Source organism: Pseudomonas sp. JS425 (genome assembly GCF_018223845.1).
GTDB classification, from domain to species: Bacteria; Pseudomonadota; Gammaproteobacteria; order Pseudomonadales; family Pseudomonadaceae; genus Aquipseudomonas; species Aquipseudomonas asiatica.
Genome location: NZ_CP073661.1, coordinates 600447 through 614929, shown reverse-complemented (window position 1 = coordinate 614929; position 14483 = coordinate 600447). Strand labels below are relative to the sequence as shown.

Below are 14483 nucleotides of genomic sequence, written 5' to 3'. Positions count from 1 at the left end.
AATGATTGATGCTTGAATTAGAAGCGGTAGTGCGAGAACGCTTTGTTGGCCTCGGCCATACGGTGCACGTCTTCACGCTTCTTGACTGCAGCACCCTTGCCTTCAGCAGCATCCAGCAGTTCGCCGGCCAGGCGCAGGGCCATCGACTTCTCGCCGCGCTTGCGGGCGTAGTCTACGAGCCAGCGCATTGCCAGAGCGTTACGACGGGACGGACGAACTTCAACCGGAACCTGGTAAGTGGCACCGCCAACACGGCGGGACTTAACTTCGACCAGCGGAGCGATGGCGTCGAGAGCTTTCTCGAAGATTTCCAGGGGGTCGCTGTTCTTGCGTGCTTTGACGGTATCCAGGGCACCGTAAACGATGCGCTCGGCTACGGCCTTCTTGCCGCTTTCCATCACGTGGTTCATGAACTTGGCGAGAATCTGGGATCCGTACTTCGGATCGTCAAGGATCTCACGTTTTGCTGCTACACGACGTCTTGGCATGATAAGCCCTCAAACGGTCTTCAGGTTAGCCCGGGACCAGGTCTTTCGACCCCTGCCCGACCTTACTCTTATCGACTCAAATAAATGGATGTCTGCAAACGGCCGATTACTTCGGACGCTTGGTACCGTACTTCGAACGACCCTGGTTACGGCCTTTAACGCCCGAAGTATCCAGAGAGCCGCGAACGGTGTGGTAACGAACACCTGGCAAGTCTTTTACACGGCCGCCACGGATCAGGACGACGCTGTGCTCTTGCAGGTTGTGGCCTTCACCACCGATGTACGAGGAAACCTCGAAACCGTTGGTCAGACGCACACGGCATACTTTACGCAGTGCCGAGTTTGGTTTTTTCGGCGTGGTGGTGTACACGCGGGTGCACACGCCACGACGCTGCGGGCAGTTCTGCAGCGCAGGTACGTCGGATTTCTCGACGGTACGCTTACGCGGCTGACGTACCAGCTGGTTGATAGTTGCCATCTACTAGCTCCACTGATTGTCTTGCGACGCTATTGTCTTGCAAGAAAGCCAAAAATTGGCGAGACGGAGCCTCACCAAATTTAAGGGTACAAAAGTCTAAAGAGGATCTTGCACCCAGTCAAGACGAGGCCCCGGCCCTCCCCGTCCGATCATCGGCAACATTTCATGTCGCCGCTGATCGCTCGGGGCTTGCCGGGGCCCTGCCCTGTACTTAGTTACCGCTGGAGTTCAGCGCTTCGGTCAGTGCGGCTTCCACCTCACTGGCGCTCACACGCAGCGGCTTGTCGGCATCACGGCGACGCTTACGCTCGCTGTGGTAGGCCAGACCAGTACCGGCCGGAATCAGACGACCCACGACCACGTTCTCTTTCAGGCCGCGCAGGTAGTCGCGCTTGCCGGTTACCGCCGCTTCGGTCAGTACGCGGGTGGTTTCCTGGAAGGAAGCCGCGGAGATGAACGACTCGGTCGACAGCGAGGCCTTGGTGATACCCAGCAGCACGCGGGAGAACTTGGAGATGAACTTGTCCTCGCTGGCGAGACGCTCGTTCTCTACCAGTACCTGGGTCAGTTCCATCTGGTCGCCCTTGATGAAGCTGGAGTCACCCGACTCGGTGATCTCGACCTTGCGCAGCATCTGACGCAGGATGGTCTCGATGTGCTTGTCGTTGATCTTAACGCCTTGCAGACGGTAAACGTCCTGGATCTCGTTGACGATGTACTTCGCCAGCGCGCTCACACCCAGCAGACGCAGAATGTCGTGCGGATCGCTCGGGCCGTCGGAGATAACTTCGCCGCGGTTTACCTGTTCGCCTTCGAAGACGTTCAGGTGGCGCCACTTCGGAATCAGCTCTTCGTACGGATCGCTACCATCGGTCGGGGTGATGACCAGACGACGCTTGCCCTTGGTCTCCTTGCCGAACGCGATGGTGCCGCTGACTTCAGCCAGAATCGAGGCCTCTTTCGGACGGCGCGCTTCGAACAGGTCGGCAACGCGCGGCAGACCACCGGTGATGTCACGGGTCTTCGACGTTTCTTGCGGGATACGCGCGATAACGTCACCAACACCGATCTGGGCACCGTCAGCCACGCCGACGAGGGCGTTGGCCGGCAGGAAGTACTGGGCAGGTACGTCGGTACCTGGCAGGTACAGATCCTTGCCAGAAGCGTCGACCATCTTGATAGCAGGACGGATTTCCTTGCCAGCGGCAGGGCGATCCTTGACGTCCAGTACTTCAATGTTGGTCAAACCCGTCAATTCGTCAGTCTGACGCTTGATGGTGATGCCTTCTTCCATGCCAACGAAGGTCACGGTACCTTTCAGTTCGGTAACGATCGGGTGGGTGTGCGGGTCCCACTTGGCGACGATAGCGCCAGCTTCGACCTTTTCACCTTCCTTGACCGAAATTACCGCACCATAAGGCAGCTTGTAGCGCTCACGCTCACGACCGAACTCGTCGGCAATGGCCAACTCGCCCGAACGCGATACGGCAACCAGGTTGCCATCGGCACGTTCTACCTGCTTCAGGTTGTGCAGACGCACCATACCGCCGTTCTTCACCTGGACGCTGTCGGCAGCCGAGGTACGGCTTGCAGCACCACCGATGTGGAACGTACGCATGGTCAGCTGGGTACCCGGCTCACCGATCGACTGCGCAGCGATAACGCCGACAGCTTCACCGATGTTCACCTGGTGACCGCGAGCCAGGTCACGACCGTAGCACTTGGCGCAGATGCCGTAACGGGTTTCGCAGTTGATCGGCGAACGCACGACCACTTCGTCGATGCTGTTCAGCTCGATGAATTCGACCCACTTCTCGTCGACCAGGGTACCGGCCGGAACGATGACGTCCTCGGTGCCTGGCTTGAACACGTCACGGGCGATGACACGACCCAGCACACGCTCACCCAGCGGTTCTACAACGTCACCACCTTCGATGTGCGGGGTCATCAGCAGGCCCTGGTCGGTGCCGCAGTCGATCTCGGTAACAACCAGATCCTGGGCAACGTCTACCAGACGACGAGTCAGGTAACCGGAGTTGGCGGTCTTCAGTGCGGTATCCGCCAGACCCTTACGAGCACCGTGGGTCGAAATGAAGTACTGCAGAACGCTCAGACCTTCACGGAAGTTCGCAGTGATCGGCGTCTCGATAATGGAGCCGTCCGGCTTGGCCATCAGGCCACGCATACCGGCCAGCTGACGGATCTGGGCTGCGGAACCCCGCGCACCGGAGTCAGCCATCATGTACATCGAGTTGAAGGACTCTTGCTCGACTTCCTTGCCTTCGCGATCGATGACCTTCTCTTTCGAGAGGTTGGCCATCATCGCCTTGGACACTTCGTCGTTCGCCTTCGACCACAAGTCGATGACCTTGTTGTACTTTTCGCCCTGGGTTACCAGGCCGGAGGCGTACTGGCTCTCGATTTCCTTCACTTCGTCGGTAGCGGTACCGATGATGCGAGCTTTCTCGTCCGGGATAACGAAGTCGTTAACACCAATCGAAACGCCGGAAATGGTCGAGTAAGCGAAACCGGTGTACATCAGCTGGTCAGCAAAGATTACGGTCTCTTTCAGACCAACCACGCGGTAGCACTGGTTGATCAGCTTGGAGATCGCCTTCTTCTTCATCGGCTGGTTGACCACGTCGTAGGGCAGACCTGCCGGTACAACCTGGAACAGCAGCGCACGGCCGACGGTGGTGTCGACGATGCGGGTGTTCTTGACCACGGAACCGTCACGCTCTTTCACGGTTTCGTTGATACGAACCTTGATTTTCGCGTGCAGGGCAGCTTCGCCGGCGCGGAATACGCGGTCGACTTCCTGCAGGTCGGCGAACACGCGACCTTCGCCCTTGGCGTTGATGGCCTCACGGGTCATGTAGTACAGACCCAGTACCACGTCCTGCGACGGAACGATGATTGGCTCACCGTTGGCTGGCGACAGGATGTTGTTGGTCGACATCATCAACGCGCGCGCTTCGAGCTGGGCTTCCAGGGTCAGCGGCACGTGAACAGCCATCTGGTCACCGTCGAAGTCGGCGTTGTACGCGGCACAGACCAGCGGGTGCAGCTGGATAGCCTTACCTTCGATCAGAACCGGTTCAAATGCCTGGATACCCAGACGGTGCAGGGTCGGTGCACGGTTGAGCAGCACGGGGTGTTCGCGGATCACCTCGGCGAGTACGTCCCACACCTCTGGCAGCTCACGCTCGACCATCTTCTTGGCAGCCTTGATGGTGGTCGCCAGACCACGCATTTCCAGCTTGCCGAAAATGAACGGCTTGAACAGCTCGAGGGCCATCTTCTTCGGCAGACCGCACTGGTGCAGACGCAGGGTCGGGCCTACGGTAATTACCGAACGGCCGGAGTAGTCCACACGCTTACCGAGCAGGTTCTGACGGAAGCGACCTTGCTTACCTTTGATCATGTCGGCCAGGGACTTCAGCGGACGCTTGTTCGAGCCAGTGATGGCGCGACCGCGACGGCCGTTGTCCAGCAGGGCGTCGACCGCTTCCTGCAGCATGCGCTTTTCGTTGCGCACGATGATGTCCGGCGCCGACAGATCCAGCAGGCGCTTCAGACGGTTGTTACGGTTGATCACCCGACGATACAGGTCGTTCAGGTCGGAGGTCGCGAAGCGGCCGCCATCCAGCGGTACCAGCGGACGCAGGTCCGGCGGCAGCACAGGCAGGACGGTCAGGACCATCCACTCAGGCAGGTTGCCCGAACCCTGGAACGCTTCCATCAGCTTCAGGCGCTTGGACAGCTTCTTGATCTTCGTTTCCGAGTTGGTCTGCGGAATCTCTTCGCGCAGGCGACCGATCTCGTGCTCCAGGTCGATAGCGTGCAGCAGCTCGCGGACAGCCTCGGCACCCATGCGGGCGTCGAAGTCATCACCGAACTCCTCCAGCGCTTCGAAGTACTGCTCGTCGTTCAGCAGCTGGCCTTTTTCCAGGGTCGTCATGCCCGGGTCGATAACGACGTAGCTCTCGAAGTAGAGCACGCGCTCGATGTCACGCAGGGTCATGTCCATCAGCAGGCCGATACGGGACGGCAGCGACTTCAGGAACCAGATGTGGGCAACCGGTGAGGCCAGTTCGATGTGCGCCATGCGCTCACGACGAACTTTTGCCAGGGCAACTTCAACGCCGCACTTCTCGCAGATCACGCCGCGATGCTTGAGGCGCTTGTACTTGCCGCACAGGCACTCGTAGTCCTTGACTGGGCCAAAGATCTTGGCGCAGAACAGGCCGTCACGCTCAGGTTTGAACGTACGGTAGTTGATGGTTTCCGGCTTCTTAACTTCACCGAACGACCACGAACGGATCATTTCAGGCGACGCCAGACCGATGCGGATGGCGTCGAACTCTTCGACTTGACCCTGGTTTTTCAGCAAATTCAGTAGGTCTTTCAAGGCCTTTCCTCCTGGCGGAGCAGGGAGCGGGCATTACCTGCCCCACTCCCCTTCGCGTCACGTGTTATTCGGTTTCCAGATCGATATCGATACCGAGCGAACGGATCTCTTTGATCAACACGTTGAAGGACTCGGGCATGCCCGGCTCCATACGGTGATCGCCATCCACGATGTTCTTGTACATCTTGGTACGGCCGTTCACGTCGTCCGACTTCACTGTGAGCATTTCTTGCAGGGTGTATGCCGCGCCGTATGCTTCCAGCGCCCACACTTCCATCTCCCCGAAACGCTGACCACCGAACTGCGCCTTACCACCCAGCGGCTGCTGGGTAACCAGGCTGTAGGAACCAGTGGAACGCGCGTGCATCTTGTCGTCCACCAAGTGGTTCAGCTTGAGCATGTACATGTAACCAACGGTCACAGGACGCTCGAACTTGTTGCCGGTACGGCCATCGAACAGCACCATCTGGCCGCTCTCTGGCAGGTCGGCCAGCTTCAGCATGGCCTTGATCTCGCGCTCCTTGGCACCGTCGAAGACCGGGGTAGCCATTGGCACGCCCTTCTTCAGGTTGTGGGCCAGGGCCAGGATCTCTTCGTCGGTGAACTCGTCCAGGTTTTCCTGACGACCGCCGATCTCGTTGTAGACCTCGGTCAGGAACACGCGCAGTTCAGCGGCCTTGCGCTGCTCTTCGATCATGCGGTCGATCTTCTCGCCCAGACCCTTGGCCGCCAGGCCCAGGTGGGTTTCGAGGATCTGACCGACGTTCATACGCGAAGGTACACCCAGCGGGTTCAGTACGACATCGACCGGAGTACCGTTGGCGTCGTGCGGCATGTCTTCGACCGGCATGATTACCGAGACGACACCCTTGTTACCGTGACGACCCGCCATCTTGTCACCCGGCTGGATGCGACGGCGGATTGCCAGGTAAACCTTGACGATCTTCAGTACGCCCGGTGCCAGGTCATCACCCTGCTGCAGCTTGCGCTTCTTGTCTTCGAACTTGTCGTCCAGCAGACGGCGACGATCGACGATGTACTGCTGAGCCTTTTCCAGCTGCTCGTTCAGTGCATCTTCGGCCATGCGCAGTTTGAACCACTGCCCGTGCTCCAGACCATCCAGCACTTCGTCAGTGATCACGGTGCCTTTCTTCAGGCCCGCGCCACCGTCGACCACCTGGCCGTTCAGAGCAGAACGCAGACGCTCGAAGGTTGCACCTTCGACGATGCGGAACTCTTCGTTGAGGTCCTTGCGAATCTCGTCCAGCTGCATCTTCTCGATGGCCAGGGCGCGGCTGTCGCGCTCGACGCCATCACGGGTGAAGACCTGTACGTCGATGACGGTACCCTTGGTGCCGGTTGGCACGCGCAGGGAGGTGTCCTTAACGTCGCTGGCCTTCTCACCGAAGATTGCGCGCAGCAGTTTCTCTTCCGGAGTCAGCTGGGTTTCGCCTTTTGGCGTTACTTTGCCGACCAGGATGTCGCCAGCACCGACTTCGGCACCCACGTAGACGATACCGGCTTCGTCCAGCTTGTTCAGTGCGGCTTCACCCACGTTCGGGATGTCCGCAGTGATTTCCTCTGGGCCAAGCTTGGTGTCACGCGCCACACAGGTCAGTTCCTGGATGTGGATGGTGGTGAAGCGGTCTTCCTGAACCACACGCTCGGAAAGGCAGATGGAGTCTTCGAAGTTGAAGCCGTTCCACGCCATGAACGCGATGCGCATGTTCTGACCCAGTGCCAGTTCACCCATGTCGGTGGACGGGCCGTCGGCCATGATGTCGCCACGCTGGACCTTGTCACCCTTGCTCACCAGCGGACGCTGGTTGATGCAGGTGTTCTGGTTGGAACGGGTGTACTTGGTCAGGTTGTAGATATCCACACCTGCTTCGCCGGTTTCCACTTCGTCGTCGGCAACGCGAACAACGATACGGCTGGCGTCGACGGAGTCGATCACACCACCGCGGCGAGCAACGACGCAGACACCGGAGTCACGGGCAACGTTGCGCTCCATGCCGGTACCTACCAGCGGCTTGTCGGCGCGCAGGGTCGGTACAGCCTGACGCTGCATGTTGGAACCCATCAATGCACGGTTGGCGTCGTCGTGCTCGAGGAACGGAATCAACGACGCAGCGACGGAAACAACCTGCTTCGGCGAAACGTCCATCAGGGTGACGTCTTCCGGCGCCTTGACGGTGAATTCGTTCAGGTGACGAACAGCTACCAGCTCATCGATCAGTTGCTTCTTCTCGTTCATCGCGGCCGAAGCCTGGGCGATGACGTGATCCGCTTCTTCAATGGCCGACAGGAACACGATGTCGTCGCTGACCACGCCTTCCTTCACCACGCGGTACGGGCTTTCCAGGAAGCCGTACTGGTTGGTGCGGGCATAGGCTGCCAGGGAGTTGATCAGACCGATGTTCGGACCTTCTGGGGTCTCGATCGGGCACACACGGCCGTAGTGGGTCGGGTGTACGTCACGGACTTCGAAGCCGGCACGCTCACGGGTCAGACCGCCTGGGCCGAGTGCGGAGACGCGGCGCTTGTGGGTAATCTCGGAGAGCGGGTTGTTCTGGTCCATGAACTGGGACAGCTGGCTGGAACCGAAGAACTCTTTCACCGCTGCCGCAACCGGCTTGGCGTTGATCAGGTCTTGCGGCATCAAGCCTTCGCTTTCCGCCATCGACAGGCGTTCCTTGACGGCGCGCTCGACACGCACCAGGCCAACGCGGAACTGGTTCTCGGCCATCTCACCGACGCAACGTACACGACGGTTACCCAGGTGGTCGATGTCGTCGACGATGCCTTTGCCGTTACGGATGTCGACCAGGGTCTTCAGAACCTCGACGATATCTTCCTTGCTCAGCACGCCCGAACCTTCGATCTCGGTACGACCGATACGACGGTTGAACTTCATGCGGCCAACGGCGGACAGGTCGTAACGCTCGGCGCTGAAGAACAGGTTGTTGAACAGGGTCTCGGCAGCATCCTTGGTCGGCGGTTCGCCAGGACGCATCATGCGGTAGATCTCGACCAGGGCTTCCAGCTGGTTGCTGGTGGTGTCGATCTTCAGGGTATCGGAGATGAACGGACCGCAATCGATGTCGTTGGTGTACAGGGTCTCGATACGGACGACCTGTGCCTTGGCGACCTTGATCAGCAGTTCGGTGGTCATCTCGGTGTTGCATTCGGCCAGGATCTCGCCGGTAGCCGGATGCACGATGGCCTTGGCGGTAGTGCGGCCCAGGACGTATTCCATAGGAACGTCCAGCTGCTTGACGCCGGCCTTCTCGAGCTGGTTGATGTGGCGCGCGGTAATACGGCGGCCCTGCTCGACGATGACTTTGCCGGTTTCGTCATGGATATCCATGACTGCAACCTCACCACGCAGACGCTGCGGTACCAGTTCCAGGCTGAGTTTCTCGCCGGAAATATGGAACACGTTGGTGGTGTAGAAGGTATTCAGCACTTCTTCAGTGCTGTAACCCAGGGCACGCAGCAGCACCGAGGCCGGCAGTTTGCGGCGACGGTCGATACGTACGAACACGCAGTCCTTCGGATCGAACTCGAAGTCCAGCCAGGAGCCGCGGTACGGGATGATGCGAGCGGAGTACAGCAGCTTGCCGGAGCTGTGAGTCTTGCCACGGTCGTGGTCGAAGAACACACCAGGCGAACGGTGCAGCTGGGAAACGATCACACGCTCGGTACCGTTGATAACGAAGGTACCGTTCTCAGTCATCAGGGGGATTTCACCCATGTAGACTTCTTGCTCTTTGATGTCCTTGATCGCTTTGTTCGACGATTCCTTGTCGAAGATGATCAGGCGCACCTTGACCCGCAGTGGGACCGCGAAGGTCACGCCACGCAGGACACATTCCTTCACATCGAAGGCGGGTTCGCCCAGGCGATAGCCTACGTACTCCAGGGCAGCATTGCCGGAGTAGCTGATGATCGGGAATACCGATTTGAAGGCCGCGTGCAGGCCGACGTCGCGGAACTGATCCTTGGATGCTCCCGCTTGCAGGAATTCGCGATACGAATCCAGCTGGATGGCCAGGAGGTAAGGCACATCCATGACGTCCGGCAACTTGCTAAAGTCCTTGCGGATACGTTTTTTCTCAGTGTATGAGTAAGCCATCAGCGTTCCCCAGCTTGGTCACCTGCTTGTTTGGCTTCTCCCGGCGGGAGCAGCCAGAAAATCGTGCAAACCCCTTGGTTTGCGCCACCCACATGGGTGTCTTGCAGCTTGTTATCGGGGCCGGCCTGACCGGCCACCAATAACGGAAAAAGGCCGGTGGCATAAGCCACCAGCCATCAGCCCTTCGCTCAACGCTCGGACTGGAGTCGCAAGGTCGAGATTACTTCAGCTCGACTTTAGCGCCAGCTTCTTCCAGCTTCTTCTTCGCGTCTTCAGCGGCTTCTTTCGAAACGCCTTCAGCGATAACCTGAGGAGCGCCGTCGACTTTCTCTTTGGCTTCTTTCAGGCCCAGACCGGTCAGTTCACGAACGGCCTTGATCACGTTTACTTTCTTGTCGCCAGCTTCGGTCAGAACGACGTTGAACTCGGTCTGCTCTTCAACAGCGGCAGCAGCGCCAGCAGCTGGGCCAGCGGCAACAGCGGCAGCAGCGGTAACGCCGAAGGTTTCTTCCATCGCTTTGATCAGTTCAACAATTTCCAGAACAGTTTTCTGGCCGATTGCTTCGATGATTTGCTCGTTAGTCAGAGACATGACTTCAATCCTGTATTGGGGTGACAGCCTACGCAGCCATCAAATTAAACGTATGATTTTGAAAGAGTTGCGCGTGCCTTAGGCAGCAGCAGCTTCTTTCTGGTCGCGCAGAGCTGCCAGGGTACGAGCCAGCTTGCTGGTTGCACCTTGGATTACGCTCATCAGCTGTGCGATAGCCTCGTCGCGAGTTGGCAGGGTTGCCAGCACGTCGATCTGGTTAGCGGCAAGGAACTTGCCGTCGAACGCAGCTGCCTTGATCTCGAACTTGTCCTGACCCTTGGCGAACTCTTTGAACAGACGAGCAGCAGCGCCCGGGTGTTCGTTGGAGAAAGCAATCAGGGTCGGGCCTTTGAACGCGTCGTTGAGGATCGAGAATTCGGTGCCTTCAACAGCGCGCTTCAGCAGGGTGTTACGTACGACACGTACGTAAACGCCAGCTTCGCGGGCCTCTTTACGGAGTCCGGTCATTGCGCCTACAGTCACACCACGGGCATCAGCCACGACAGCGGACAGAGCGACTTTGGCAGCCTCGTTGACTTCAGCGACGATGGCCTTCTTGTCTTCGAGTTTAATTGCCACGGGTTTACTCCTGGTTTTTACCGTTTCATCTGGCCGAGGCCGGATGTCGTTTTGGTGTCTGATTCGGTAACGAATCGGGAGCACCATCTGCGTGGGCTGGTGTTTTAAGGCTTGCGCCGCCTACGGTCTTGGATAGCCCCCGCCAGGCAGGGACCCCAATTTTTGCTGGTGGCGCGACAGGTCGCGCCACCATGTTCTTACACGTTCAGCGAGCTCTGATCGATGACCAGACCTGGGCCCATGGTGGTGCTCAGGGTAACGCGCTTGACGTAGATACCTTTCGAGGAAGCTGGCTTGATACGCTTCAGATCAGCGATCAGGGCTTCAACGTTTTCCTTCAGCTTGCCGGCTTCGAAGCCGACCTTGCCAACGGAGGTGTGGATGATACCGTTCTTGTCGGTACGGTAGCGAACCTGACCAGCCTTGGCGTTCTTGACGGCGCCGGCTACGTCTGGGGTCACGGTACCAACTTTCGGGTTAGGCATCAGGCCGCGAGGACCCAGAACCTGACCCAGCTGACCTACAACGCGCATGGCATCAGGCGATGCGATAACGACGTCATAGTTCAGGTCGCCGCCTTTCATTTCGGCAGCCAGATCGTCCATACCTACGCGGTCAGCGCCGGCAGCCAGAGCGGCTTCAGCAGCTGGACCCTGGGTGAAAACAGCAACGCGAACGGTCTTGCCAGTGCCGTGCGGCAGCACGGTAGCGCTACGTACGACCTGGTCGGATTTACGCGGGTCAACACCGAGGTTAACGGCGATGTCGTAGGATTCTACGAACTTGGCAGCCGGCAGCGAAGCCAGCAGAGTGGCCGCTTCTTCGAAGTTGTAGGCCTTGCCTGCTTCGATTTTCTCGGCGATTGCCTTTTGGCGTTTGGTCAGCTTAGCCATTACACACCCTCCACGTTCAGGCCCATGCTGCGGGCAGAGCCAGCGATGGTGCGTACAGCAGCGTCCAGGTCAGCGGCAGTCAGATCAGCCTGTTTAGCCTTGGCGATGTCTTCCAGCTGAGCACGGGTAACGGTACCGACTTTAACGGTGTTCGGGCGAGCCGAACCACTGGTCAGGCCAGCAGCTTTCTTCAGCAGAACCGAGGCAGGGGTGCTCTTGGTCTCGAAGGTGAAGCTACGGTCGCTGTAGACAGTGATGATAACAGGAGTCGGCAGGCCGGCTTCTTGACCCTGGGTACGGGCGTTGAAGGCCTTGCAGAATTCCATGATGTTCACACCGTGTTGACCCAGTGCTGGACCAACGGGTGGGCTTGGGTTGGCCTGGCCGGCCTTAACTTGCAGCTTGATGTAAGCCTGAATCTTCTTAGCCATGAGCTACTCCAAAATCGGGTACGAACGCCTGCTGGCTCCCCGGATGACTTGCGTTTTATCCCAGTGACGACAAAACCCCGCAGCACACAGGGCTGCGGGGTATGGGATGCTTCGTCCGCCTAGACCTTTTCGACCTGGCTGAACTCGAGCTCTACCGGAGTAGAGCGACCGAAAATGAGCACCGCTACCTGCAGGCGACTCTTTTCGTAGTTAACCTCTTCGACACTACCATTGAAGTCAGCGAACGGACCGTCAATGACTCGAACCACTTCACCAGGCTCGAACAGCGTCTTCGGCTTCGGCTTGTCGCTACCGTCGGCAACGCGACGCAGGATAGCCTCTGCTTCTTTATCGGTGATCGGCGCAGGCTTGTCTGCGGTGCCACCAATAAAGCCCATCACACGAGGGGTGTCCTTGACCAAGTGCCAAGTCCCTTCGTTCATCTCCATCTGGACCAGTACATAGCCAGGGAAGAATTTACGCTCACTCTTGCGCTTCTGGCCGTTGCGCATTTCGACGACTTCTTCGGTCGGGACCAGGATCTCGCCGAAACCGTCTTCCATGCCAGCCAGCTTGACGCGCTCGATCAGGGAGCGCATTACATGCTTCTCGTAACCCGAGTAAGCATGCACAACATACCAACGCTTAGCCACGGGACACCTTTAGCCAACGATCAAGGAGACCGCCCAGCCGAGCAGGGAATCAAGACCCCACAGCAGCAGTGCCATAACCAGCACGACAGCCACGACAATCAGCGTGGTCTGGGTGGTTTCCTGGCGGGTCGGCCACACGACTTTACGAATCTCGGTACGAGCTTCCTTCGCCAGCGCAAAGAACGACTTACCCTTCGCAGTCTGCAGAGCTACAAAGCCCGCGACAGCAGCCAGGACGAGAAGTGCAAGGACGCGATACAGGATCGGAGAGGCGGAGTAATACTGGTTACCCACTACACCGACAACCACCAAAGCCACTACAGCCAGCCACTTGAACAGATCAAAACGCGATTCTTGGGCTTCAGTTTTGGGAGTCATCGAGGAGGATCCTGTGAGAAGAAAGCCATCACACCGAGGTGAAATGGCAGGTCAGGAGGGAATCGAACCCCCAACCTACGGTTTTGGAGACCGTCGCTCTGCCAATTGAGCTACTGACCTGTAACGCTGTATCAGGCCGGCCATTATACCGGCCTGATCAAGTAAATCAACTACTTATTCAATAATTTTTGCTACGACGCCGGCGCCGACGGTACGACCGCCTTCACGGATAGCGAAGCGCAGACCGTCTTCCATTGCGATGGTCTTGATCAGGGTGACAGTCATCTGAATGTTGTCACCTGGCATTACCATTTCAACGCCTTCCGGCAGTTCGCAGTTACCGGTCACGTCAGTGGTACGGAAGTAGAACTGAGGACGGTAGCCTTTGAAGAACGGAGTGTGACGACCGCCTTCTTCCTTCGACAGAACGTAGACTTCTGCGGTGAACTTGGTGTGCGGCTTGACCGAACCTGGCTTGACCAGAACCTGGCCACGCTCAACGTCGTCACGCTTGGTACCACGCAGCAGAACGCCGCAGTTCTCGCCAGCACGGCCTTCGTCCAGCAACTTGCGGAACATCTCAACACCGGTGCAGGTGGTGGTCGAAGTGTCACGCAGACCAACGATTTCCAGCGGATCCTGAACGCGGACGATACCACGCTCGATACGACCGGTAACAACGGTACCACGACCCGAGATCGAGAATACGTCTTCGATCGGCATCAGGAACGGCTGGTCAACGGCACGAACCGGCTCAGGGATGTAGGCATCCAGAGTTTCTACCAGCTTCTTGACAGCGGTAGTACCCATTTCGTTGTCGTCTTTGCCTTCCAGGGCCATACGAGCCGAACCGATGATGATCGGGGTGTCGTCGCCTGGGAAGTCGTAGGTGGACAGCAGGTCGCGAACTTCCATCTCGACCAGTTCCAGCAGCTCGGCGTCGTCTACCAGGTCAGCCTTGTTCAGGAAGACCACGATGTAAGGAACGCCTACCTGACGGGACAGCAGGATGTGCTCACGGGTTTGCGGCATCGGACCATCGGCGGCCGAGCAAACCAGGATCGCGCCGTCCATCTGGGCAGCACCGGTGATCATGTTCTTCACGTAGTCAGCGTGACCTGGGCAGTCAACGTGAGCGTAGTGACGAATGTTCGAGTTGTACTCGACGTGAGCGGTGTTGATGGTGATACCGCGCGCTTTTTCTTCCGGAGCCGAGTCGATCTTGTCGAACTCAACGACTGCCGAACCGAAAACTTCGGAGCAGACGCGAGTCAGAGCTGCGGTCAGAGTGGTCTTACCGTGGTCAACGTGGCCGATAGTGCCGACGTTAACGTGGGGAAGGGAACGATCAAACTTTTCCTTAGCCATCGATACAATCCTCCGCAGAAGAAATAGTCTTGCGCTGATAAAACAAAGGCAGATATTTTCATATCTGCCTTGTT

Annotated in this window: 11 protein-coding genes and 1 tRNA gene; all 12 read right to left on the bottom strand. The window is 58.2% G+C overall.

Annotation, left to right across the window (positions count from 1 at the left end; translation table 11 throughout):
• Nucleotides 1-17: 17 nt before the first annotated feature.
• Complete coding sequence (rpsG, locus tag KDB76_RS02690; protein ID WP_003246741.1) at nt 18-488, bottom strand: 30S ribosomal protein S7; 471 nt, start codon at nt 486-488, stop codon at nt 18-20.
• Between the two features lie 106 nt (nt 489-594).
• A complete protein-coding gene (gene rpsL, locus KDB76_RS02685) occupies nt 595-966 on the bottom strand; it encodes a 30S ribosomal protein S12 (protein WP_003257088.1) in 372 nt (123 codons plus the stop codon).
• 211 nt (nt 967-1177) lie between these two features.
• Nucleotides 1178-5377, bottom strand: coding sequence for a DNA-directed RNA polymerase subunit beta' (rpoC, locus tag KDB76_RS02680; protein WP_013970632.1), 4200 nt, complete (start codon nt 5375-5377; stop codon nt 1178-1180).
• 64 nt (nt 5378-5441) lie between these two features.
• Entirely contained in the window at nt 5442-9515 is a 4074-nt protein-coding gene (rpoB, locus tag KDB76_RS02675) for a DNA-directed RNA polymerase subunit beta (protein ID WP_013970631.1), read from the bottom strand.
• Between the two features lie 220 nt (nt 9516-9735).
• Nucleotides 9736-10107, bottom strand: a complete 372-nt coding sequence (gene rplL, locus KDB76_RS02670) for a 50S ribosomal protein L7/L12 (protein ID WP_013970630.1) — start codon at nt 10105-10107, stop codon at nt 9736-9738.
• Nucleotides 10108-10185: 78 nt separating this feature from the next.
• The gene (rplJ, locus tag KDB76_RS02665; protein ID WP_003257082.1) at nt 10186-10686 is read right to left on the bottom strand and encodes a 50S ribosomal protein L10; all 501 of its coding nucleotides are present in this window, start codon (nt 10684-10686) and stop codon (nt 10186-10188) included.
• A gap of 197 nt (nt 10687-10883) precedes the next feature.
• Nucleotides 10884-11579: a 50S ribosomal protein L1 gene (gene rplA, locus KDB76_RS02660; protein WP_013970629.1), complete on the bottom strand. Its 696-nt coding sequence runs from the start codon at nt 11577-11579 to the stop codon at nt 10884-10886.
• A complete protein-coding gene (gene rplK, locus KDB76_RS02655) occupies nt 11579-12010 on the bottom strand; it encodes a 50S ribosomal protein L11 (RefSeq protein ID WP_003255500.1) in 432 nt (143 codons plus the stop codon). Before rplK ends, rplA begins: the two co-directional genes overlap by 1 nt.
• A 119-nt stretch (nt 12011-12129) precedes the next feature.
• Entirely contained in the window at nt 12130-12663 is a 534-nt protein-coding gene (gene nusG / locus KDB76_RS02650) for a transcription termination/antitermination protein NusG (protein ID WP_003255501.1), read from the bottom strand.
• A 9-nt stretch (nt 12664-12672) separates the two neighbouring features.
• Nucleotides 12673-13041, bottom strand: coding sequence for a preprotein translocase subunit SecE (secE, locus tag KDB76_RS02645; RefSeq protein ID WP_003257081.1), 369 nt, complete (start codon nt 13039-13041; stop codon nt 12673-12675).
• Between the two features lie 44 nt (nt 13042-13085).
• Nucleotides 13086-13161: transfer RNA gene (locus tag KDB76_RS02640), tRNA-Trp, on the bottom strand.
• 54 nt (nt 13162-13215) lie between these two features.
• Nucleotides 13216-14409, bottom strand: a complete 1194-nt coding sequence (tuf, locus tag KDB76_RS02635) for an elongation factor Tu (protein ID WP_013970634.1) — start codon at nt 14407-14409, stop codon at nt 13216-13218.
• Nucleotides 14410-14483: the final 74 nt, after the last annotated feature.

Coding starts and splice junctions, on each gene's coding strand:
- rpsG (WP_003246741.1), bottom strand. CDS start 488: ATGCCAAGACGTCGTGTAGCAGCAAAACGTGAGATCCTTGACGATCCG.
- rpsL (WP_003257088.1), bottom strand. CDS start 966: ATGGCAACTATCAACCAGCTGGTACGTCAGCCGCGTAAGCGTACCGTC.
- rpoB (WP_013970631.1), bottom strand. CDS start 9,515: ATGGCTTACTCATACACTGAGAAAAAACGTATCCGCAAGGACTTTAGC.
- rplL (WP_013970630.1), bottom strand. CDS start 10,107: ATGTCTCTGACTAACGAGCAAATCATCGAAGCAATCGGCCAGAAAACT.
- rplA (WP_013970629.1), bottom strand. CDS start 11,579: ATGGCTAAGCTGACCAAACGCCAAAAGGCAATCGCCGAGAAAATCGAA.
- rplK (WP_003255500.1), bottom strand. CDS start 12,010: ATGGCTAAGAAGATTCAGGCTTACATCAAGCTGCAAGTTAAGGCCGGC.
- secE (WP_003257081.1), bottom strand. CDS start 13,041: ATGACTCCCAAAACTGAAGCCCAAGAATCGCGTTTTGATCTGTTCAAG.
- tuf (WP_013970634.1), bottom strand. CDS start 14,409: ATGGCTAAGGAAAAGTTTGATCGTTCCCTTCCCCACGTTAACGTCGGC.